This is a genomic window from Bradyrhizobium sp. USDA 4354 (assembly GCF_054060315.1).
On sequence record NZ_JBSSDC010000001.1, the window covers coordinates 341,827 to 363,717 of the forward strand.

Below are 21,891 nucleotides of genomic sequence, written 5' to 3' on the forward strand. Positions count from 1 at the left end.
GGCCCGCCATTTCGCCGCAGTTTTCCCGGGCCCCGTCGACGAAGCCGGAAACTTACAGACGAGACGAAGCCTAGCAGCGCCGTTCGTCCGCGCGAAGCTTAGGGCTCACGGAGAGCAATCCGCCCTGCCCTTGGCCACTCGCGCCCGACACTGCCGCGTCCACCGCAAGCCCGGCTCGCGAACATGACGACGACGCGATCGCCCCTCAGGATAAGCCGGGATGGGCGAGGGATACGATATTTCCGAAATTCGGCTCAATACCGTGAATTTTGGCCCGCGCGACAGCCAAAGCCTTTTGTCTCATTTCCCGGCAACGAAGTAAAAATCCTGCCGGCCCGAGACCGATCCGTAGCTGAACGGCTTTTGTGCACGATTGGTCGCCTCCATGACATCGTCACGCACGACGTCGAACAGCCGGCGCACCTCGAGACCGGGCTTGCGCATATTATTGACGAACGCCGTGGCGAACGGGCTGTTCCTGCCCTCTCCGTCGAGCGCCATCTCTCCGTCCTTGGCGGCATACACCACCAGCGTGCCCGCCTCGGGCTCGATCGCCGCAAGGCCGCGCGACACCGAACGCGACGCCAGCGTCATGGTGCGCTTCATCTGGTTGGCGAATGGATTGTCGCGGCAGGCATCGAGGACGATGAGACGCAGCCGCTTGGCGCGTTCCGCCGCGTTCAACACCTGGTCCAGCGCCACGGCTTCGAAGCTGACGTCGCGGTCGGATGCGATCTTCGCGTCGATCGGGATCAGATAGTTGACGCCGCCGACCTCCATGCCGTGACCGGCGTAATATACCATCGCCCAGTCGGCGATTTCCGCCTGCCTTGCAAAGTCGCGCAGTGCCGCGGTCAACGCATCCTTGCGCAGATCGGCCAGCAGCGTGACGGAATCGAATCCGGTGAGCTTGAGCGTTTCGGCGACGAGCGCCGCATCGCGCGCCGGATTGGCGAGCGCTGCGACATTCTCATAAGCGGAGTTTCCGACCACGAGCGCGATGCGCCTGTCATTTCTACTTGACGGTCCCGGCAGCGCGATGACCGACGTGGTGGTGGCGGGAACGGTCTTGATGGACGTATCGTCCAGCGCGGCGAGGCGTTCGCGCGCCTTGTCCATCGACCATTTCGCGCTGTCGTACTTCTGCGGGGCAGCCAGAGCTGCGTTGAAGTCGGCGCGGGCCTTTGCGACCTCGCCCAGCTTCTCGAACACCATTCCGCGGTTTACCAGCGCGCTCTGATGTTGCGGATCATTGCGCAGCGACTCATTGAAATCGGCGAGGGCTTGATCGTACCTGCCCTGAAGGAGATAGATGTCGCCGCGGTTGTTGTAGGCCAGCGTTGTCCTCGGCAAAAGCCGGATCGCCTCGCTGAAATCGGCCACGGCACGCTCGGACTGGCCGGTGTGCTGATAGGACAGTCCGCGATTGTTGAACGCATAACCGTAGGTCGGGTCAATGCGAACTACCTCGGAGTATTCGGCGATCGCCCGGGTGTGGTCGCCCTTGCCGGCATAGAGCCGCCCTCGATTGAAGTAGGCGAACTTGAACCTCGGATTGATGCGGATCGCTGCGTTGTAATCCGAAAGCGCGCGCTCGGAATCACCTGCAGCGGCATAGGCCATGCCGCGGTCGTTCAAGGCGTTCAGATTGTTTGCATCGAGCCGGATCGACTCGGTCAGGTCGGCGATGGCCCGATCCACTTCGTTCCGGCGAAGCAGGGCGGCACCGCGATGCTGCCAGGCAAGCGCGTATTTCGGATCGATGCGGATGGCCTCGCTGAGATCGGAGATTGCGCGATCGTAGTCGCCCTTGTCGCCATATTCGGCACCGCGATTGTCGAACGCCACGGCGTCGCGCCCGCCGCTCTTTGCGATCAGCCGCGAGCACGCGGCGATGCGGTCTTCATGGCCGCGCTGCGCGCAGATTGTCCGGTCGTCTGCGGCCGCAAGATCAGCGGCTGCCAGAGAAGTGAAAAAAAAGAAACTGAAAACCAGTGCAATCCGATTCCGCATGGTCGCCACCCTGCTTCCGAGCCGGCAGTATAGACAGGGGAAGGCGGCCACACCTGTGATGGTGATCACAGAACCGGTCGCTTGCTTCCCGAGCAAACCTTCGAGGGCCGGCGCGACGGCCAGGTCAAATCGGTACGGCGCTGAAGGGCACTGCTACGGAATTTGCTACGGCGCGCGGCTGAAGGATTCGTGCGAAAAGACTATCGGGACAAGCACATGATTTGAATTGGCTTTTTGGTAGCGGGGGAGGGACTCGAACCCCCGACCCCAGGATTATGATTCCCGTGCTCTAACCAGCTGAGCTACCCCGCCACAGGGATCGCGGCGGCGACTTGAGGCCGATCTCGCGAACGCGCGGCATATAATGAAGGGGGCGGCGGGAAGTCAAGCAAAGTGGCGGCGATTGCTGAGTGATTTCGCTGCGGAATCGAGCCGTTTGGCGCCGGGCTCGGCCGTTTTCAGGCACCAGACTTGCGGAGAGTCCCCTTCACCAGGAATCCGCGCCTTGCGCGGATTTCCGGCCCCTCCCCGGCGGGGAGAGGCAAAGGAAGAAGCGCGTCCGCCTACGCCAGGGCTTCCGCCTTCGCTCAAGCTTCGGCGGACGAGTCGGCGCGATAAGTTATTTCGGCCTCACATTCGGATCGCCGCCGGGGCTGCCGGGGGGGCGGGATGACCGGGGTGTTTGCGCCGGTGTCAGGGGCCGGGGCGTGCATCTCGGGGTCGACGCCGGCGGGCGGGCAGAGCACGCCCTCGGATTTGGCCAGCTTGTCGCCGAGCGGTTCCCGGGACTGGCCGGTGGTGGTGCCGTCGGCCTGACGATTCGGACGGTCCTGCAGGGTGCAGTTCGCGGTGTGTTGCGAGGAAGGCGGCGCGGTCTGTTGCGGCGGCGTCGCCGGGGCGGGCGGGGCCTGCGCGATCGCTGCGCCAGAAGCGGCGATCAGGAGGCCGGCCAGAATGATGTTTGATGTCGTGCGCATGGGATGGAAACGCGCCGGCCTTGGCGCGCGTTCCCGTGGCACGATCACGATTTGCGGTAGCGGATCAGGGAGAAATGGCCCATCGGCGGCATCGGGCGGCGCTCGGTGAGGGTGATGCCGCCGTGCCTGGCGGCCCAGCCCTCGAGGCGGGCCCAGGGGAATTCCGGGCGCCAGCCGAGGCGGCGGGCGACGGGGGCGAAGGCGAGCTCGAACAGCTTTCGGGGGCCGCTCTCGGCACCGATGTGGTTGACGAGGATCAGCTCGCCGCCCGGCTTGAGCACGCGCACGAACTCGTCGAGCGTGCCTTCGGGATCGGGCACGGCAGTGATGACATATTGCGCGACCACCGCGTCGAAGGCGTTGTCGGGGAAAGCAAGGTTCTTCGCATCCATCACCGAGAGCACCTCGACGTTGGAGAGGCGAAGCGCGCGCACGCGCGCCTGCGCCTTGCGCAGCATCGGCTCGGAGATGTCGACGCCGCAGATCTTCGTGGTGCGCGCATAGTCGGACAGCGACAGCCCGGTGCCGACGCCGACGTCGAGAATGCGGCCGCCGATGCGGTCGGCCTCGGCGATGGTCGACTGCCGGCCGGCGTCGAACACCTTGCCGAACACGAGATCATAGACCGGCGCCCAGCGGCCATAGGCCTTCTCGACCCCGGACCGCGAGATGTCTGCTGCCATGCCCCCTGCCCTAACAAAAACTCTGGAGAGTAAAAGCCGTTGGTGAGATCAAATCCAGCCCCTCGCGCGGTCTGTGCCTCTCCCGCTTGCGGGAGGGGTCGACACGCTCGCAAGAGCGTGGCGGGTGAGGGCTTTATCCGCTCGCGAGATATCGCATGTGGAGAGAGCCCTCTCCCCAACCCTCTCCCGCAAGCGGGAGAGGGAGCGCACTTCCGGTGTCGCGAGAGTGCATTCCAATGCCACCATCCGTCAGCCGCGGACTGCTTCCACGAGCGGCCGCGATGTCGCGGCGCCGAGCTTCGCCGCGGCGCTCTGGATGAAGCCGCCGCCGAGCACGCGGGCCTGGCCGCCAGGCGCATCATAAAACACGCAGGCCTGCCCCGGCGAGACGCCCTCTTCGCCGGCGACGAGCTCGACCTCGTAATGGCCATTGCTGCCGCGCAGCCAGGCCGGCTGCGGCGAGCGGGTCGAGCGCACGCGCACGAACATCTCGAGGCCGCCGCCGATGGCGTGGTCGATGTCGCCATCGCCGATCCAGTTGACGTCGCGCAAGCTGATGCGGTGCATCTTCAGCGCATCGCGCGGGCCGACGACGACGCGGCGGCTGGCTGCCTCCAGCCGCACCACGAACAGCGGCGAGCCGGAGGCGATGCCGAGGCCGCGGCGCTGGCCGACGGTGAAATTGGCGATGCCGTGATGCTGGCCGAGCACGCGCCCCGAGAGATCGACGATATCGCCGGGGTCCATCGCGTTCGGCCGCAGGCGCGTGATGATGTCGGTGTAGCGGCCCGTCGGCACGAAGCAGATGTCCTGGCTGTCGTGCTTGTCGGCGACCGCAAGACCAAAGCGGCGCGCGAGCTCGCGCGTCTCGGGCTTGGTCATGTCGCCGAGCGGAAAGCGCAGGAAGTCGAGCTGTTCCTGCGTGGTCGCGAACAGGAAATAGCTCTGGTCGCGGTCGCTATCTGCCGCGCAGACCAGCGCGCGCGAGCCGTCGCCCTGACGGCGCGAGGCGACATAATGGCCGGTGGCGAGCGCCTGGGCGCCGAGCTCGCGCGCGGTCTTCAGAAGGTCGCGGAATTTGACGCTGCGGTTGCACTCGATGCACGGCACCGGCGTTTCACCAAGAGCATAAGAGTCGGCAAAGTTGTCGATGACGGACTCGCGAAAGCGATCCTCGTAGTCGAGCACGTAATGGGGAATGCCGAGCTTGGCGGCGACGTCGCGGGCGTCGTGGATGTCCTGGCCGGCGCAGCAGGCGCCCTTGCGGTGGGTCGCCGCGCCATGATCATAGAGCTGCAGCGTGATGCCGACGACATCATAGCCCTCAGCCTTGAGCAGCGCAGCCGTCGTCGATGAATCGACGCCGCCCGACATGGCGACGACGACCCTGGTGTCCTCGGGACGGCCTTCGAGATCCAGACTGTTGAGCATGGGCCCTAAAGCGTTGTGACGGCGACGTAGCGCGATCCGCGATTGCTGTGCCTTCTCGCGGGACAACGGCGATCCCCCGGAACTTTAGTTCCCGAAGAGCACGACTGCCCAAGTCGAAAGCGGCTGAGAGTAACCTCATTAATATAGGCGGCATTCCGGTGAAGCAATCACGCGGGCGGCCGGCTTAGGGCAATTCTTGCCGGGGCGGCAGAAATGGCGGGGTGGCGCCGGGCTGCCCGGCGGCAGCTTCAAACCATCAACCATTTGATTTTGCTATAGAAATAATCGAAGAGGGACGCTGGCCCGCTCCTTGCTCCCCCTACTCCGAAGTTGCTTCCAAGGGGTTGCCTGTGGTTGGTCGTACGTCAGATGTCGTGGCAAGCGTGCAAGTCCCGAGCGCGCAGCAGAAGCCTGCGCGGTCGCAAGGGCCAAAGGACCCGCCCGCGACCGACTCCTTCGGCACGCTGGTCGACAGCAACACCCAGGCCATCAGCAACAATGCGCAGGCGCAGGACGCCGCGCCGCGCCGGAGCGATTCCACGGCGTCCGACCGCAGCCCGCGCGACGCCTCTTCCACGGACCAGGCTTCGCAGAGCAAGGCGAGCGACGACACCGACACGTCTGCGCCGGCGAAGAATGAGAAGAGCGAGGCGACCAGCGATCCGGCCAAGGACGCCGGCAAGATCAAGGACAAGCCCGAGACATCAGAGGCGAAATCGGCGGAGACATCCGACGAGACCAAGGGCGACAAGACCGACGGCACCGACGCCGTCACCGCGGCCGCCGATGCGGCTGCCGGCGTGGCGGCCGATGTGGCGCAGATGGCCGCGCCCGATCCCGGCGTCGTCGTTGCAGCGCCCGTCGTTCCCGTCGATCCGAACGCGGCTGCGAGCCAGGCCGGCGATGCCGCCGCCTCGCCGCTGACGATCGCCGCGGCAGGTCTTGCCGCCAGTGCCTCCACCGCGGCGCAGATCGCGGGCACCAAGACCGATACCGCTACGACGAGCGACAAGAGCGCCAAGACCGCAGGCGCCGAGGTCGATGCCGACACCACGACGACGCTCGGCGAGACCGCGACCGGCACGAGCGAAGCCACCACGACCGAAGCGAAAGCCAATGGCGGACTGATCGCCATCGCCAGTCAGAGCACGCCAAAAACCTCGTTCAAGGACGCCGTCGCGGCGCAGGCCCAGACCGACATCTCGAACATCGGCCAGGACACCGGCAAGGCGAACGCCGCCACGTCCCAAGCGCCGGTACCTGCCGCGCATGCGCAAGGCGTCAAGCCGGAGCCAAATGGCGGAGCGACCGACGCGAAGCCAGGTGCCGCCGACCGCAGCGCCGATCCGGCACAAGGCGCGCCGGCCGCGCCCGCGCATGCCGGCACGCAAACCGCCGTTGCCGCCTCGGACACCAGCGCGCAGGCCGCTTCCGCCGTGCAGGCGCCGCTGACCAATACCACCTCGGCTGCGACCGCATCGACCGCGACGCTCACCGCGACCGCGGCAACCCACACGACTGTTCCGATCAGCGGCGTGCCGATCGAGATCGCGGCCGCCATTCGCGCCGGCAAGTCGCGGTTCGACATCAGCCTCGATCCGGCCGAGCTCGGCCGCATCGACGTGCGCATCAATGTCGACCGCGCCGGCAACGTCACCTCGCATCTCACGGTGGAGAAGCCGGAGACGCTTCAAATGCTGCGTCAGGACGCGCCGCAATTGCAGCGCGCGCTCGACGATGCCGGCTTCAAGACCGGCAGCAACGGGCTGTCCTTCAGCTTGCGCGACCAGAATTCATCGGGCCAGAATTCCGGCCAGAACAACGACAATGGCGGCAATGCCCGCCGGCTGATCGTCACCGAGGACGAAACCGTTGCTGCCGCGCCCATCGGGCGCGGCTATGGCCGCATGCTCGGATCGAGCAGCGGCGTCGACATCAGGGTGTGAGGAGTATCGAGACATGGCCACCACGAATGCCACCACCGCCCCGTCCGTCGTCTCCGGGACGACCGACATCCCGAAATCCTCGTCGAATTCGTCGATGAGCTCGACGACGGGATCGACGCTCGCCGGCAACTTCCAGACCTTCCTGACGCTGTTGACGACGCAGCTGCAGAACCAGAACCCGCTGGATCCGCTCGACACCAACCAGTTCACCCAGCAGCTGGTGCAGTTCGCCGGCGTCGAGCAGCAGCTCAAGACCAACGATTCGCTGTCGCAGCTCGTCACCCTGCAGCAGACCACGCAGGCGACCCAGGCGCTGGGCTTCGTCGGCAAGACCGCCCTGGTCGACGGCTCGACCGCGACGATGAAGAACTCGTCGGCGACCTGGCATCTCAACGTGCCGACCGACTCCACCGTCGAAATCTCGGTGGCCAATGCCAGCGGCCAGACCGTGTTCACCGGCAAATATAGCGCCGCCGCCGGCACCGACATCCCCTTCACCTGGAACGGCATGGGCAATGACGGCACGCAATGGCCCGACGGCAAGTACACGATCTCGGCCACGGGCAAGGACGTCGCGAACAACAATGTCGGCATCGCCGCGCAGGTGCAGGGCGTGGTGTCGTCGGTCGACCTGACCCAGTCGCCGCCGCTGCTCACCATCGACGGCGCCAGCTACACGCTGAGCCAGGTCAAGAGCATCATCGCGACGAGCAGCAACTGAGGAACGCTGCAGCGACAAATTCAGTGTCATCCCCGCCTAGTGCGCAATTGCGCACGGGAGCGGGATGCATAACCCCAGGAAGTCGTTTTCGCGTGAGGCAGTAACCCCGAGTCTTCGTAAGAACTACTCCCTGGGGTTATGGGTCCCGGGCTCGCGCGGAGCCTGTCATCGAGCCGCGCTTCGCGCGGACCCGTTGGCGCGCCCCGGGACGACAAGAGAGAGCCTTGCGGCATCCGCGCCGGCCCCATTCTTTAGTAAAGTATTTACCTTCTGCCCCGCTCAGCCGGCCGAGATCACCTCTCCCGCCCGCCGGGCCGGCCGCGTTCCCGCAAGATTCAACGAGAATTGTATTGAAGCCTTAGGCTTAGCGGATTTTTAAGCCGCCGGGGTTACGGTTACGGCGTGAGTTCAGTGGTTGAGAGTTTGTGAGTACGCCATGACAGAACCCCATCGCCCGAGGGTAAAATACGTCATCGGGCCGGACGGCAGTCCGTTGACGATCGCGGATCTGCCTGCACCCGGCACCAAACGCTGGGTCATCCGCCGCAAGGCCGAAGTCGTCGCCGCTGTCCGTGGTGGACTTCTCTCCCTTGAGGAGGCCTGCAGCCGTTATACCCTGACGGTCGACGAATTCCTCTCCTGGCAGTTTTCCATCGACCAGCACGGTCTGGCGGGTCTTCGCACAACCCGCATCCAGCAATATCGCCAGTAGGCGATCCGGAAATCTGCACCTTTTGACGAAAATCGGCCTCGCCCTGCGAGGCCGATCTTTTTCATGATGCACTTTTGTCCGACCTCTTAATCTTCGTTAACCATATCGAAACCATCACCTAGGCAATAATTGCCCAGTCGGCCTTTCCGGTGAAAGCAGCCGAATCTGTGGGGCGGTTGCTTGCAAGGGCTTGCGGACTTTCTGAAGAGTATCGGTGCCGCCCGGTTCGGGGCCATGATCGCGGTCACCGCCGCGCTCATCGGCTTCTTCGCCTTCGTCATCATGCGCGTCACCACGCCGCAGATGACGACGCTGTTCACCGACCTCAGCGTCGAGGACTCCTCCAGCATCATCAAGGACCTGGAACGCCAGGGCATCCAGTTCGAGATCCGCAATGAGGGCTCCATCATCATGGTGCCCAAGGACAAGGTCACCCGGCTGCGGATGAAGCTCGCCGAGGGCGGCCTGCCCAAGGGCGGCGGCGTCGGTTACGAGGTGTTCGACAAGTCGGACGCGCTCGGCACCACCTCTTTCGTCCAGAACATCAATCACCTGCGCGCGCTGGAAGGCGAGCTCGCCCGCACCATCCGCGCCATCGATCGCATCCAGGCCGCGCGCGTCCACCTGGTGCTGCCCGAGCGCCCGCTGTTTGCGCGCGAGGCGCCGGAGCCGTCGGCCTCGATCGTAGTCCGGGTCCGCGGCGCGCTCGAAGCCCAGCAGATCCGCGCCATCCGCCATCTCGTCGCCTCCGCCGTCAACGGGCTGAAGCCGCAGCGGGTCTCGATCGTCGATGAGGCCGGCCAGCTGCTTGCCGACGGCGCGGCGACCGATCCGGAGCAGGCCGTCGGCGACGAGCGCCGCATCGCCTTCGAGAAGCGGATGCGCAAGCAGGTCGAGGACATCGTGTCCTCCGTGGTCGGCTCGGGCCGCGCCCGCGTGCAGCTCTCCGCCGATTTCGACTTCAACAAGATCACCCAGACCTCGGACAAGTTCGACCCCGAAGGCCGCGTGCTGCGCTCGAGCCAGACCCGCGAAGAGCAGAGCATGACCGCCGACAACAACGGCCAGGTCACCGTCAACAACGAGCTGCCCGGCAACCAGCAGAACAACGGCGTCGCGGCCAAGGACCAGAGCAAGAAGACCGAGGAGACCAACAATTACGAGATCTCCCGCACCACCAAGACCGAAGTGACCGAAGCCGGCCGGGTCAACCGCATCTCGGTCGCGGTGCTGGTCGACGGCATCTACACCAAGAACGACAAGGGCGAGCTCGCCTACCAGGACCGCACCAAGGAGCAGCTCGACCGCATCGCCACCCTGGTGCGCTCGGCGATCGGCTTCGACCAGAAGCGCGGCGACCAGGTCGAGGTCGTCAATCTGCGCTTTGCCGACGCCCCCTCCACCGCCCCGGTCGGCGAGCCCAGCGGCTTCCTCGGCATGCTGCAGTTCACCAAGGACGACGTCATGTATTTCGTCGAGCTCGGCGTGATGATGCTGCTCGGCCTCGTCGTGCTGTTCCTGGTGATCCGTCCGCTGGTCAAGCGCATCCTCGCCTCCGACGAGGTCGCCGCCGCCATCTCCGGCGTGCTGACGGGGCCCGCCGCTTCGGAAGAGGCAGCGCCGGCCGCCGGCCAGCAGCTACTGCCGAGCGGCGCCGCCAGCGCCATCGACGTCGCCACCATCCAGGGTCAGGTCCACGCCCAGTCCGTTCATCGCGTCGGCGAGCTCGCCGAACGCAACCCCAACGAAACCGTCGCCATCATCCGCCAGTGGCTGACCGAACCAGCCAAATGACCCAAGCCAAGTAACTTTGCCAAGTGAATCAAGAAGTGATCTGACATGGCCGCCAATTTGCAGAACGCCAACTCCAACGACATCACCAGCGTGATCTCCACGCTCGGTCAGCGCGCCGGCAGCCGCGCGGGCGGCGCCAAGACCGAAGGGCTGGCCGGGCCGAAGCGCGCCGCGATCCTGATGCTGGCGCTCGGCGAGCAATATGGCGGCAAAATCTGGGGCCTGCTCGACGACGACGAGGTGCGCCAGCTCTCGCTGGAGATGTCGACACTCGGCACCGTCGAGGTCGACACCGTCGAGGACATGCTGCTCGAATTCGTCTCGCGCATGTCGGCTTCGGGCGCGCTGATGGGCAATTTCGACGCCACCGAGCGCCTGCTCCAGCAGTACCTGCCGCCGGAGCGCGTCAACGGCATCATGGACGAGATCCGCGGCCCCGCCGGTCGCAACATGTGGGAGAAGCTCTCCAACGTGCAGGAAGAGGTTCTCGCCAACTATCTCAAGAACGAATACCCGCAGACCATCGCGGTGGTGCTGTCGAAGCTGAAGTCGGAGCACGCCGCGCGCGTGCTCGGCATCCTGCCCGAGGAGCTCGCGCTCGACGTCGTCAACCGCATGCTGAAGATGGAGGCGGTGCAGAAGGAGGTGATCGAGAGCGTGGAGAAGACGCTGCGCACCGAATTCATGTCCAACCTGTCGCAGACCCGCCGCCGCGACGCCCACGAGGTCATGGCGGAAATCTTCAACAATTTCGACCGCCAGACCGAAACCCGCTTCATCACCTCGCTGGAAGAGGACAACCGCGAATCCGCCGAGCGCATCAAGGCGCTGATGTTCACCTTCGACGACCTCGTGAAGCTCGATTCCGGCTCGGCCCAGACGTTGATGCGCAACGTCGACAAGGACAAGCTCGGCGTCGCGCTCAAGAGCGCCAACGAGGACGTCCGCAACTTCTTCTTCGGCAACATGTCGTCGCGCGCGGCCAAGATGCTCCAGGACGACATGGCGGCGATGGGCCCGGTGCGCCTGCGCGACGTCGACGAGGCCCAGGCGCTGCTGGTCAACCTCGCCAAGGATCTCGCCGCCAAGGGCGAGATCATGCTGACCAAGAACCGCGCCGACGACGAGCTGGTGTACTGATGGCCGCTCCGGCGAAATTCCTGTTCGATACCGACTTCGCGGCGCCCGAGCGGACGACGCGCGAGAAGGCCGCGACTGCAGCCGAGATCGCCCAGAAGGTCGCGGAAGCCGAGGCGCGCGCCTACCAGGACGGCTTTGCCGCCGGCCAGCGCGAGGCCAAGGCCGAGAGCGACCGCCGCGTTGCGCTCGCCATGGAAGAGATCAACATCGCAATTCGGGGCGTCGCCTCCGGCATCGGCAGCATCGAGACCAGGATGGAGACCGAGGCGGTCGAGGTCGCGGTCGCGGTGGCGCGCAAGCTGTGCGCCGATCTCATCGCGGCCGAGCCGCTCGGCGAGGTCATCGCGCTGGTCAAGGACTGCTTCTCGCATCTGGTCGCGACGCCGCATCTCGTCGTCCGCATCAACGATGCGCTCTACGACAGCGCGCGCGAGAAGATCGAGCGGCTCGCCAAGCAGAGCGGCTTCGAGGGCCGGCTGGTGATCCTGGCCGAGCCGGACATTGCCACCGGCGACTGCCGGATCGAATGGGCCGATGGCGGCGTCGTGCTGGAGCGCGGCGCCATCGCGGCCAAGATCGACGAAATGGTCGGACGCTATATCGCGTCCCGCAGGGGGAGCTAAACCATGAGCGACACCGACGGACAGGTCCCGCTGCCCGATCTCAACGGCCCGATGCCGCCTGCCGGCGCCGACGTCGGCTACAACGAGGACGAATATGCGGCGCGCGCGGCCGCCGACCTCGAAGCGGTATTCGACGTGCCGGTGCAGGTCTCGGCCGTGCTCGGCCGCTCCAAGATGGACGTCGGCGAGCTCCTGAAGCTCGGACCAGGCACCGTGCTCGAGCTCGACCGGCGCGTCGGCGAAGCCATCGACATCTACGTCAACAACAAGCTGGTCGCCCGCGGCGAGGTCGTTCTGGTCGAGGACAAGCTCGGCGTGACCATGACGGAAATCATCAAGGCCGAACGCGGCTAGCACACAAGGACGTGACGCGCGGCAGCGCGAGCAGACGGACAGGAGACTGACATGCGGCTTCTCATCGTTGGCACATTGAAGGGCCAGCTCACCACCGCCACCAAGATCGCGATGGAGAACGGCGCCACCGTGACCCATGCCGAGGATCACGAGCAGGCGATGCGCGTGCTGCGCGGCGGCAAGGGCGCCGACCTGCTGCTGGTCGACGTCGCGCTCGACATCCGCGACCTCGTGCTGCGGTTGGAAGCCGAGCACATCCACGCCCCGATCGTCGCCTGCGGCATCACCAACGACGCCCGCGCCGCCGTCGCCGCGATCCATGCGGGGGCCAAGGAATACATCCCGCTGCCGCCGGATCCGGAGCTGATCGCCGCGGTGCTGGCCGCCGTCGCCAACGATTCCCGCGAGCTGGTCTATCGCGACGACGCCATGGCAAAGGTGATCAAGCTCGCCCAGCAGATCGCGGGCTCGGACGCCTCGGTGATGATCACCGGCGAATCCGGCACGGGCAAGGAAGTGCTGGCCCGCTACGTTCACTCCCGCTCGGCCCGCGCCAAGCGTCCTTTCATCTCGATCAATTGCGCCGCGATCCCCGAGCATCTCCTGGAGTCCGAACTGTTCGGCCACGAGAAGGGCGCCTTCACCGGTGCGGTGGCGCGCCGCATCGGCAAGTTCGAGGAAGCGACCGGCGGTACGCTGCTGCTCGACGAAATCTCGGAGATGGACGTCCGCCTCCAATCCAAGCTCCTGCGCGCCATCCAGGAGCGCGTGATCGACCGCGTCGGCGGCACCAGGCCGGTGCCGGTCGACATCCGCATCATCGCGACCTCGAACCGCAACCTGGCCGAGGCCGTGCGCGAAGGCACGTTCCGCGAGGACTTGCTGTTCCGCCTCAACGTCGTCAATTTGAAGATCCCGCCGCTTCGCGAACGTCCCGCCGACATCCTCGAGCTCGCCCAGCACTTCGTGAAGAAATACGCCGAGGCCAACGGCGTGCCGCTGCGCCCGATCTCGGCGGAAGCCCGTCGCGTGCTCTCCGCCAACCGCTGGCAGGGCAACGTTCGCGAGCTCGAAAACACCATGCATCGCGCGGTGCTGATGGCGCAGGGCGACGAGATCGGTCCCGACGCCATCATTACGCCGGACGGCGACCGCCTCGATCTTGCCAAGACCGCGCCGGCCGTGGCGCATGCCACCATGGCCGCCGAGCAGGTGACGCGCGCCCTCGTGGGGCGCACCGTGGCCGATGTCGAACGCGACCTCATCCTGGAGACGCTGAAGCACTGCCTCGGCAACCGCACCCATGCCGCCAACATCCTCGGCATCTCGATCCGCACGCTGCGCAACAAGCTCAACGAATACGCCGACGGCGGCATCCCGATCCCGCCCGCGGGCACGCCCGGAGAATATCCGCGGATGCCGATGGTGGGGGCGTGAGGGCTCCACGACGGTCGAGAATGCAGATGCCCAGGCTCAGGCCTGGGCATCTTGTTTGAATGCAGGCGGCCAATCCTCGTCATTGCGAGCGCAGCGAAGCAATCCAGAATCCCTCCGCGGTGACAGACTGGATTGCTTCGCTGCGCTCGCAATGACGGCGGAGAGAGCGCTCCTCGCATAACGGGAGCGCGCCACGCGACTAGGCCATCCGCGCGCCAGGCCCTATAACCCGCCCGAGAACCACACCGAGGGTGAACATGTCTGAAGCTCAAATCATGGACTGGCTGGTGTCGCAGAAGCAGGCGATGATCGATCTGCTCCGCGACGTCGTGAACATCGATTCCGGATCCTACGACAAGGAAGGCGTCGATGCGGTCGGTGCGCGATTCGAGCGGCACTTTGCCGAGCACGGCATTCCGTTTCGGCGCGAGGCTAACGCCACCTTCGGCGATGCGATCCATGCCGAGGTGGCAAAGCCCGGCAGCAACGAGAAGCCGGTGCTGTTGATGGGACATCGCGACACCGTATTCGGCAAGGGTGAGGCCGGACGGCGTCCATTCACAGTTCGAGATGGCCGCGCCTATGGACCGGGTGTTGCCGACATGAAGTCCGGGCTCGTCATGAACGTGTTCGTGGCGACGGCCTTTCACAAATTCGGCGGCTCGCCGCATCCGATCAAGGTGCTGATCACCTCCGACGAGGAGATCGGCTCGCCCTCCTCGCGCCCGGTGATCGAGCGCGAGGGACGCGCGGCCCGCGTGGTGTTCAATTCCGAGCCGGGCCGGCCCACGGGCAACGTCGTCACCGGGCGCAAGGGCGGCATCTTCATGCACATGGCCATCACCGGCAAGGCCGCGCATTCCGGCGCCAACTTCGCCGCCGGGGTGAGCGCCATTGGCGAGCTCGCTCACAAGATCGTCCAGATCCACGCGCTCACCGATCTCGACAAGGGCATCACGCTCAATGTCGGCCTGGTCTCGGGCGGGCAGTCCGTCAACACGACGGCGCCCTACGCGGAGGGGCAGATCGACCTGCGCTATGTCGATCCGGCCGATCGCACGCGGATCATGGGTGCGATCGAAAAGATCGTCGCGACGCCTTACGTGCCGGGCACCAGTGCGACGCTCACCATCAAGGGCGAGTTCGTGCCGGTGGTGCAGAGCGCGGAGTCGAAGGCGCTGTTCGAAGGCTATCAGGCGGCCGCAAGGCAGGTGGGCCTCACCACGCTGCAGGGCGAGTTCTCCGGCGGCTGCGCCGATTCCGGCTTCACCGCCGCGGTCGGCACGCCGACCATTTGCGGCCTCGGCCCGGTCGGTGGGCTCGCGCACACGCCGGAGGAATATCTGGAGATCGACAGCATCGTGCCGCGCGCGCAGGCGCTGGCGCTGGCGATTTTGAGGGGGTGAGTTCAGAGAGATCGTAGGGTGGGTTAGCCCTGCAGATGCGCGAAGCGCATCTGCTCGGCGTAACCCACCAACTTCGTCCGGCGTTCGCTGAAGCATGGTGGGTTACGCCCAGCGGTCTGCGCTTCGCGCAACCGCAGGGCTAACCCACCCTACGAAAGCTCTATGAATAACTCGGCGCGTCGGGCTTGCGGAAGATGTGGATGGGGTCGCCCGGCACGATCGGAGAGCCGGTGAACATCGCATAGGCGTAGAGCGCGAGATAGGCGATCGCGAGCGCACCGATGGCGTAGAAGACCCAGGTAGCCACGCGCTTCATCGTTCCGCTCCATGCGTCTGGCGGGACAGCTCAGGGCGCTTCTAGAGCGATGAGGCCGAAAAGGCCAGCCTGGCGCGTGCCGGCGCAGATCAAATGCCGCGCCGGCCGCGCGCGGGAAGGCTGACATCGGCGAGTCTTGCCGCGTCTTCGTCCTGGTCGACCGCCACGTACTGGCCGTGCCAATAGGCGAGCGCGGCGGTGCGGGTCGAGCTCCTGATGTCCCTGACACGGCCGACGACGATGCCGTGCGAGTGGCGCTCGACGATCTCCTCGACCTCGCAATCGAAGGCCGAGAGCGCGCCGACCAGCAGCGGAACACCCGAGACTGCCGTCACCCACTGGCTTCCTGCAAAGCGATCCGCACCCTTCAGCCCGCCCTTGCCGGCAAAGCGTTCGGCGACCTCAAGCTGGTCGGCATTGAGGATGTTCACGCCAAAAGCGCCGTGGCGGCGGATCAGCGGAAACGACGAGGCGTCACGGTTGATGCTGACCAGCAGCGTCGGCGGCTCGACCGACAGCGAGGCCACCGAGGTCACCGTCATGCCGGTGATGTCCTTGCCCCGCCCGGCGGTGATGACGCTGACGCCGCCGGTGAGATGGCGCATGGCGCCGCGGAAATCGGCGGACGAGACGGGGATTTCAGTCATGAGATCGCGGGGCACTACATTCATGGCGTTGCTCCCCGAAAGCGGGGTTCCCTGTATTTAGGTACGATCGTCCGCCGACAACAGGTGGCTCAGAATCGAGCCTTCGAGGCCGGCAAGCTCGGCCGAGCCGCGCTGGCGCGGCCGGGCCGCGTTGACCGTGACGTCGTGGGCGATGCGGCCGTCCTCGATCACCAGCACCCGGTCCGCCAGGGCGACGGCTTCGGCGACATCGTGGGTCACAAGGATTGCGGTAAAGCCCTGGTCGCGCCAGACCCGCTCCAAGAGGCGCTGCATCGAGATGCGGGTCAGCGCGTCCAGCGCGCCGAGCGGCTCGTCGAAGGCGAGCACGCGCGGGCGGGAGACCAGAGCGCGGCCGAGCGCGACGCGCTGCTTCTGGCCGCCCGACAGCACCGAAGGCCACTGGTCGCGCTTGTCGGCGAGGCCGACTTCGGTCAGCGCCTTCTCCGCGCGCGCATGCGCATCGGTGGAGGCACGATCACGGCCAAGACCGACCTCGACATTGGCGAGCACACGCGCCCAGGGCAACAGCCGCGGCTCCTGGAACATGACGCGGATGTCTTCGGGCTGGATGTCTTTTGGCTGAATGTCCTGGCCGAAGCTGATGCTGCCGGCGTCGATCTTCTCCAGGCCGGCGATCAGGCGCAGCAGCGTGCTCTTGCCGCAGCCGCTCTTGCCGACGATCGCGACGAACTGGCCGGCGGGGATGTGCAGATCGATACCGCGCAGCACCTCGTTGTCGCCGAAGGATTTGCGCAAGCCCCGGATGCTGAGCGGCAGGCCGCTGGCCTGAACCAGCCGCTCCTCGCGCACCACGCGGGCGTGTGGCGCGAAATTGGCGCGGCTGGCGAGCTCGGTCTCGGGAAGGGAGGTACGAAGCGCTGTCTGCATGTGATTCCCAGTATTTCTGCTCAACGTTTCTGGAAGGCGGGGTGCCAGGAGAGCGTCAAGCGCTCCAGCACGCGGGAGGCACTGTCGGCGAGCTTGCCGAGCAGCGCGTAGATCAGGATCGAGAGCACGACGACGTCGATCAGCATGAACTCGCGCGCCTGCATCGCCATGTAGCCGAGGCCCGATGACGCCGCGATGGTCTCGGCGACGATCAGCGTCAGCCACATGATGCCGAGCGCGAAGCGAATGCCGACGAAGATCGACGGCAGCGCGCCGGGAAAGATCACGCGGCGGAACAGTTCGCCGTCGGTCATGCCGTAGATGCGGCCCATCTCGATCAGCTGCGGATCGACGGTGCGGATGCCGTGCAGCGTGTTGAGGTAGATCGGGAAGAACACGCCGAGCGCCACAAGGAACAGCTTTGCGCTCTCGTCGATGCCGAACCAGAGGATGACCAGCGGGATCAGCGCCAGATGGGGCACGTTGCGCACCATCTGCAGCGTGGTGTCGGTGAGCTTTGCCGAGAGCTGCGACAGGCCGTTGGCGAGCCCGAAGGCGAAGCCGATGCTGCCGCCGATCAGAAAGCCGATCGAGGCGCGCCAGAACGAGACCCAGATATTGCGGACGAGCTCGCCGGAGAGCAGCAGCTTCCAGCCGGCCAGCGCAACATCGCTCGGTGCCGGTAGCACCCGCGTCGGCACGAAGCCGGTGACGCAGGCGACCTGCCAGATCGCGATGATGGCGAGCGGCACGATCCACTGGACCAGGCCGTCGACCCGCGGCAGGCGGATGCTGCGCGGAAGCGAAATGCTGTCGATCAGGCTCATGATTGCGACACCCGGTGCTGCGGACGGAAATCGCTGCCGACCGTCTCGCCGAAGGGACCGCCGTTGAAATGCAGCTTCGTCACGTTGCTCGGCTGCTCCAGCGCGAGCAGCGGGAACATCAGCTCGGCGAAGCGATAGGCTTCCTCCAGATGCGGGTACCCCGACATGATGAAGGTATCGATGCCGAGGTCCTGATACTCCTTGATGCGGGCTGCGACGGTCTCGGCGTCGCCAACCAGCGCCGTGCCGGCGCCGCCGCGGACGAGGCCGACGCCGGCCCACAGGTTCGGGGCGATCTCGAGCTTGTCGCGCTTGCCGCCGTGGAGCTGCGCCATGCGCTGCTGGCCGACGGAGTCCATACGGGCAAAGTTTTTCTGCGCCAGCGCGATGGTGTCGTCGCTGACATGCTTGATCAGCTCGTTCGCAGCGCGCCAGGCTTCCTCATTGGTCTCCCGGACGATCACGTGAAGACGGATACCGAAGGAGAGTTTTCTGCCGCGCGCGGCGGCGACCTCCCTCACCTTCGCGATCTTCTCGGCGACCAGCGCCGGCGGCTCGCCCCAGGTGAGATATTTGTCGACTGTGTCGACGGCGACATCGATGCCGGCATCGGAGGAGCCACCGAAATAGAGCGGCGGCCGCGGCGACTGAACCGGCGGAAACAGGAGCTTGCCGCCCTCGATGCGGATGTGCTTGCCCTCGACATTCACCGTCTTGCCGGCGAGCAGATCGCTGTAGACGCCCAGGAACTCGCGGGTGACCTCGTAGCGCTCGTCATGAGCGAGGAAGATGCCGTCGCCCTTGTTCTCGACGGGATCGCCGCCGGTGACGACGTTGACGAGCAGCCGGCCGTTTGTGACGCGATCGAGCGTCGCGGTCATGCGCGCCGCCACACTCGGCGATTGCAGACCGGGACGCACCGCCACCAGGTAACGCAGCCGCTCGGTGAACGGCGCCACGCTGGACGCGACGATCCATGAATCCTCGCAGGAGCGCCCGGTCGGCAGCAGCACGCCGAAATAGCCGAGCTGGTCGGCCGCCTGCGCGATCTGGCGCAGATAGTTGAAATTGACCTCGCGGCCGCCGATGCCGGTGCCGAGATAGCGACCGTCACCGTGCGTCGGCAGGAACCAGAGGATGTTGCTTTTGGATTGGCTCATGGATGTGCCCTAGCCGTAAGTCGTGCCAACGGCGGCTGCGACGATGCCGATCGACATGACGATGGCTGCGATCACGCGTTGAACGATACGCTTCATGTTCAGACCTTTTTGGATGGGAAGGCTGGTCGGCACGATCAGGCTGCCGGGTTGCGCCAGACGATGTCGCGGATGACAATCGGCTTGGGAATCAGGCCGAGCTTGTAGAAGCGGTCGGCGACGCCCTGCTGGGTCGCGACGATCTCGTCGGTGACGGGGCCGACCACGAAGTTCGCCCGATTGGCGGCAACGGTCTGGATGTCCAGCGGGACGCCGGTGATGGCGGCGAGCGATCTGGCGACCTCGTCGCGGTGCTGCTCGGCCCATTTGCCCGCTGCGGTGGTCACATCGACGATCTGTTGCAGGATCGCGCCATGATTCTTCGCGAACTCGCGATTGGCGATGTAGAAGGAATTGGTCTTGGTGACTTCACGCGAATTGATCAGGATGCGGCCGTTCTGCTTGGCCTCGCCGATCGCAAAATACGGATCCCAGATCGCCCAGGCCTCGATGCTGCCATTGGCGAAGGCGGGACCGGCATCCGGGCGGCGTCAGGTAAACCGGGGTGATGTCGGCATAGGTGAGACCGGCCTTCTCCAGCGCCTGCACCACGATGTTGTGGGCGCTGGAGCCCTTGGTGAAGCCGATGCGCTTACCCTTCAGGTCGGCGATGTCGCGGATCGGCGAATCCCTGGGCACCAGGATGCCCTGGCCGTTGGTGATGGGCTGGCCGGCGGCGTAGACGATCGCGGCGCCGGCGGCTTGCGCGAACACCGGCGGGGAATCGCCGACCGCGCCGAAATCGACGCTGCCGACGTTCATCGCCTCCATCATCGGAGGCCCCGACGAGAACTCGATCCATTTCACCTCGATGCCTAAGGCTGCGAAATGCTTTCCAGAGCGGCCTGCTGCTGGCGCGTGATGACCCGCACGCCGGTCTTCTGGTAGCCGATACGAATTTCCTTCACCGCGCCTTGCGCGATCGCGGGCGAGCCGAAGGCAACGGCGGCCGCTGTTCCAATCGACAGTTTCAGAAAGTCCCGACGCTGCATTCCACACTCCCGGCCGCATGCGGCCGTCACTTCGTCTGCGTTCGGGAATGATGGTGCGGCTCAGCGGAGGTGTCGAGACGTGCGGAAAAATAGCGATGCGAGCACTGCGCCTGTGGCGGAGTGCATGATTAATATTTCAAGCGGCCGCGACCATGCAGACAGAATTTTTCCGCACGCGAATGTGAGAGCCGCGCAGATTCCGTCCGAGCCGAGACGACCGGAACATGAAAAGTCGCAAAACAACCCCATGCACAGTAGCCAGGGCGTGCGAAAACAATGACTTACGCATTATCCGAAGTTGGTTTGACTCGTCGGGCAAAACAGGGGCAGAATGGCGTCATCGCGGAGTGGTCAAGCCGGGCGATGACACCGAACGTATGACGGGACGCGTGCCACAATCCCTTAGGTGCACGCAGGCATCACCCAGCCTAATGCCACTTCACCGGCAGATTCTGCAGCCCGCGGAACGCCCAGCCACCGATCCGCACCGGCTCGTCGTCGGCGATCTCGATGCGCCTCGCGCGGGCAAACACGGTCGGCAGCGCCACGTCGGCGATCATGGCGCGCGAAGCGAAGGCGCCGGCGCAGAAATGCGGGCCGGCGCCGAAGGCGACGCTCTTGGTGGTGTCGCGTCGCACGTCGAACTGGTCGGCGCGCTCGAAGTGCTTCTCGTCGCGGTTGGCGGAGCCGAACATGAGGAACACGCGCTCGTCGAGCTCGAACGACACATCGCGGATGCTCCAGGGTTTTGCGATCCGCCGCGGCGACATGCCGATCGGCGAGATCCAGCGGGCATATTCCTCGAAGGCCTGGAGCCAGGACACTTCACCGCGCAGGACCAGATCGAGCTGGTCGGGATGGGTGAGCAGCGCCCAGACCGTGCCGGCGATCGCCTTGCGCGGCTCGTTCTGGCCGCCCGAGATCGCGAGCTTGACGTTGGCGCGCACGCTCTCCATCGGCATGCCGGAGGCGAGCAGCACGCCGAGGATGCTCTGGTCCGGATTCTTGCGCATCGCCGGCAGGATGTCGTCGATCGCGGCATCGATGCCTGACGTCGCGGCGTGGCAGCGCGCCTCGACCGCGGGATCGCCGGCATAGTTCGCGATGCCCTCGATCATGCCCTGCGACCACGCGTCCATGTCCTCGAAGCCGATGTTGGCGAGGCCCGTGATCGACTTCAGGCATTCGCCGGAGAACGGCAGCGCGAAGTCGCGCATGAAGTCGATGCGCCCCGGCTCGATCGAATCGAGAATGCGGTCGGCATGGCCCTGGAACAGCGCGGTCCAATGCGCCTTCACCGTCTTCGGCGAGACCGTCGGGAACATCGCGCGGCGCTCGACCTGGTGCGCCTCGCCGTCCTTGCGCATCATGTTGTGGCCCATCAGCCGGTTCATCAGGCCGGCGGGCTGGTGCGAGGAGAACACGTCAATCTGCTTCTCGGAGATCGAGATGTCGTCGCGGCTCGTCAGCAGCGTCGAGCCGAGCTGCGGCACGAACGCGATCGGCGCCTCTTTCCGCATCTTCGCGAGCATCGGATAGGGATCGGTCCAGAATGTATCAGGGTCGATGTCGATATGCGGCGCGGTGCTCAAGGCGGCCTCTCTTTTCTCGTGTCGTCGAGGCCAGACTAGCGACCGCCGGTGCCGGCGTCTGTCCCCAGTCATAGGGACAGACGTGGTCCGCACAACTACAGCAGCAGACGTCGAC

The 21,891-nt window shown here is 65.6% G+C and carries 19 protein-coding genes, 1 tRNA gene and 2 pseudogenes; 9 read left to right on the plus strand and 13 right to left on the minus strand.

All coding sequences use genetic code 11. The annotated features are described in order from the left end of the window. Positions 1 to 300: 300 nt before the first annotated feature. The 5 genes and pseudogenes from ACVIIV_RS01645 to mnmA form a co-directional block, all read right to left on the minus strand. Entirely contained in the window at positions 301 to 2,013 is a 1,713-nt protein-coding gene (locus ACVIIV_RS01645) for a tetratricopeptide repeat protein (protein ID WP_456742613.1), read from the minus strand. Positions 2,014 to 2,248: 235 nt separating this feature from the next. Beyond that, positions 2,249 to 2,325 (minus strand) — tRNA-Met (locus tag ACVIIV_RS01650). Between the two features lie 307 nt (positions 2,326 to 2,632). Beyond that, positions 2,633 to 2,990: pseudogene (locus ACVIIV_RS01655) on the minus strand (hypothetical protein). Between the two features lie 44 nt (positions 2,991 to 3,034). Then, the gene (locus ACVIIV_RS01660) at positions 3,035 to 3,673 is read right to left on the minus strand and encodes a class I SAM-dependent methyltransferase (RefSeq protein ID WP_456742614.1); all 639 of its coding nucleotides are present in this window, start codon (positions 3,671 to 3,673) and stop codon (positions 3,035 to 3,037) included. Positions 3,674 to 3,922: 249 nt separating this feature from the next. Next, positions 3,923 to 5,104, minus strand: a complete 1,182-nt coding sequence (gene mnmA, locus ACVIIV_RS01665) for a tRNA 2-thiouridine(34) synthase MnmA (RefSeq protein ID WP_456742615.1) — start codon at positions 5,102 to 5,104, stop codon at positions 3,923 to 3,925. Between the two features lie 350 nt (positions 5,105 to 5,454). Between mnmA and ACVIIV_RS01670 the strand changes: the two genes are divergently transcribed. The 9 genes from ACVIIV_RS01670 to ACVIIV_RS01710 all read left to right on the plus strand — a co-directional run bounded on the left by ACVIIV_RS01670 (position 5,455) and on the right by ACVIIV_RS01710 (position 15,237). Then, on the plus strand, positions 5,455 to 7,050 hold the full coding sequence (locus tag ACVIIV_RS01670; RefSeq protein WP_456742616.1) for a flagellar hook-length control protein FliK: 1,596 nt from the start codon (positions 5,455 to 5,457) through the stop codon (positions 7,048 to 7,050). Positions 7,051 to 7,063: 13 nt separating this feature from the next. Beyond that, positions 7,064 to 7,771: a flagellar hook assembly protein FlgD gene (locus ACVIIV_RS01675; protein ID WP_456742617.1), complete on the plus strand. Its 708-nt coding sequence runs from the start codon at positions 7,064 to 7,066 to the stop codon at positions 7,769 to 7,771. 436 nt (positions 7,772 to 8,207) lie between these two features. Next, entirely contained in the window at positions 8,208 to 8,483 is a 276-nt protein-coding gene (gene sciP / locus ACVIIV_RS01680) for a CtrA inhibitor SciP (protein WP_002714638.1), read from the plus strand. Between the two features lie 180 nt (positions 8,484 to 8,663). Then, on the plus strand, positions 8,664 to 10,277 hold the full coding sequence (gene fliF, locus ACVIIV_RS01685) for a flagellar basal-body MS-ring/collar protein FliF (RefSeq protein WP_456742618.1): 1,614 nt from the start codon (positions 8,664 to 8,666) through the stop codon (positions 10,275 to 10,277). Between the two features lie 45 nt (positions 10,278 to 10,322). After that, the gene (gene fliG, locus ACVIIV_RS01690) at positions 10,323 to 11,417 is read left to right on the plus strand and encodes a flagellar motor switch protein FliG (RefSeq protein ID WP_456742619.1); all 1,095 of its coding nucleotides are present in this window, start codon (positions 10,323 to 10,325) and stop codon (positions 11,415 to 11,417) included. Then, the gene (locus ACVIIV_RS01695) at positions 11,417 to 12,040 is read left to right on the plus strand and encodes a FliH/SctL family protein (RefSeq protein WP_456742620.1); all 624 of its coding nucleotides are present in this window, start codon (positions 11,417 to 11,419) and stop codon (positions 12,038 to 12,040) included. The genes fliG and ACVIIV_RS01695 overlap by 1 nt, the downstream gene beginning before the upstream one ends. Before the next feature lie 3 nt (positions 12,041 to 12,043). Next, on the plus strand, positions 12,044 to 12,394 hold the full coding sequence (gene fliN / locus ACVIIV_RS01700; protein ID WP_407185462.1) for a flagellar motor switch protein FliN: 351 nt from the start codon (positions 12,044 to 12,046) through the stop codon (positions 12,392 to 12,394). A gap of 51 nt (positions 12,395 to 12,445) precedes the next feature. Further along, positions 12,446 to 13,831, plus strand: coding sequence for a sigma-54-dependent transcriptional regulator FlbD (flbD, locus tag ACVIIV_RS01705; protein WP_456742621.1), 1,386 nt, complete (start codon positions 12,446 to 12,448; stop codon positions 13,829 to 13,831). 257 nt (positions 13,832 to 14,088) lie between these two features. Beyond that, the gene (locus ACVIIV_RS01710) at positions 14,089 to 15,237 is read left to right on the plus strand and encodes a M20 family metallopeptidase (RefSeq protein ID WP_456742622.1); all 1,149 of its coding nucleotides are present in this window, start codon (positions 14,089 to 14,091) and stop codon (positions 15,235 to 15,237) included. A 160-nt stretch (positions 15,238 to 15,397) separates the two neighbouring features. On the opposite strand, the gene ACVIIV_RS01715 is transcribed toward ACVIIV_RS01710, so the two are convergent. The 8 genes and pseudogenes from ACVIIV_RS01715 to ACVIIV_RS01750 form a co-directional block, all read right to left on the minus strand. Then, positions 15,398 to 15,553, minus strand: a complete 156-nt coding sequence (locus ACVIIV_RS01715) for a hypothetical protein (RefSeq protein ID WP_456742623.1) — start codon at positions 15,551 to 15,553, stop codon at positions 15,398 to 15,400. 89 nt (positions 15,554 to 15,642) lie between these two features. Beyond that, on the minus strand, positions 15,643 to 16,224 hold the full coding sequence (locus ACVIIV_RS01720) for a flavin reductase family protein (RefSeq protein WP_456742624.1): 582 nt from the start codon (positions 16,222 to 16,224) through the stop codon (positions 15,643 to 15,645). A 33-nt stretch (positions 16,225 to 16,257) separates the two neighbouring features. Then, entirely contained in the window at positions 16,258 to 17,109 is an 852-nt protein-coding gene (locus tag ACVIIV_RS01725; RefSeq protein WP_456742625.1) for an ATP-binding cassette domain-containing protein, read from the minus strand. Between the two features lie 20 nt (positions 17,110 to 17,129). Beyond that, positions 17,130 to 17,936, minus strand: a complete 807-nt coding sequence (locus tag ACVIIV_RS01730) for an ABC transporter permease subunit (protein ID WP_456742626.1) — start codon at positions 17,934 to 17,936, stop codon at positions 17,130 to 17,132. Then, positions 17,933 to 19,096: an FMNH2-dependent alkanesulfonate monooxygenase gene (gene ssuD, locus ACVIIV_RS01735; protein WP_456742627.1), complete on the minus strand. Its 1,164-nt coding sequence runs from the start codon at positions 19,094 to 19,096 to the stop codon at positions 17,933 to 17,935. The genes ACVIIV_RS01730 and ssuD overlap by 4 nt, the downstream gene beginning before the upstream one ends. Before the next feature lie 9 nt (positions 19,097 to 19,105). Then, positions 19,106 to 19,228 carry a hypothetical protein gene (locus tag ACVIIV_RS01740; RefSeq protein ID WP_456742628.1) on the minus strand — a complete coding sequence of 41 codons (123 nt, stop codon included), beginning with the start codon at positions 19,226 to 19,228 and terminating at the stop codon, positions 19,106 to 19,108. Between the two features lie 2 nt (positions 19,229 to 19,230). Beyond that, positions 19,231 to 20,184: pseudogene (locus ACVIIV_RS01745) on the minus strand (aliphatic sulfonate ABC transporter substrate-binding protein). Positions 20,185 to 20,612: 428 nt separating this feature from the next. After that, entirely contained in the window at positions 20,613 to 21,776 is a 1,164-nt protein-coding gene (locus tag ACVIIV_RS01750) for a cytochrome P450 (RefSeq protein ID WP_456742629.1), read from the minus strand. Positions 21,777 to 21,891 lie beyond the last annotated feature (115 nt).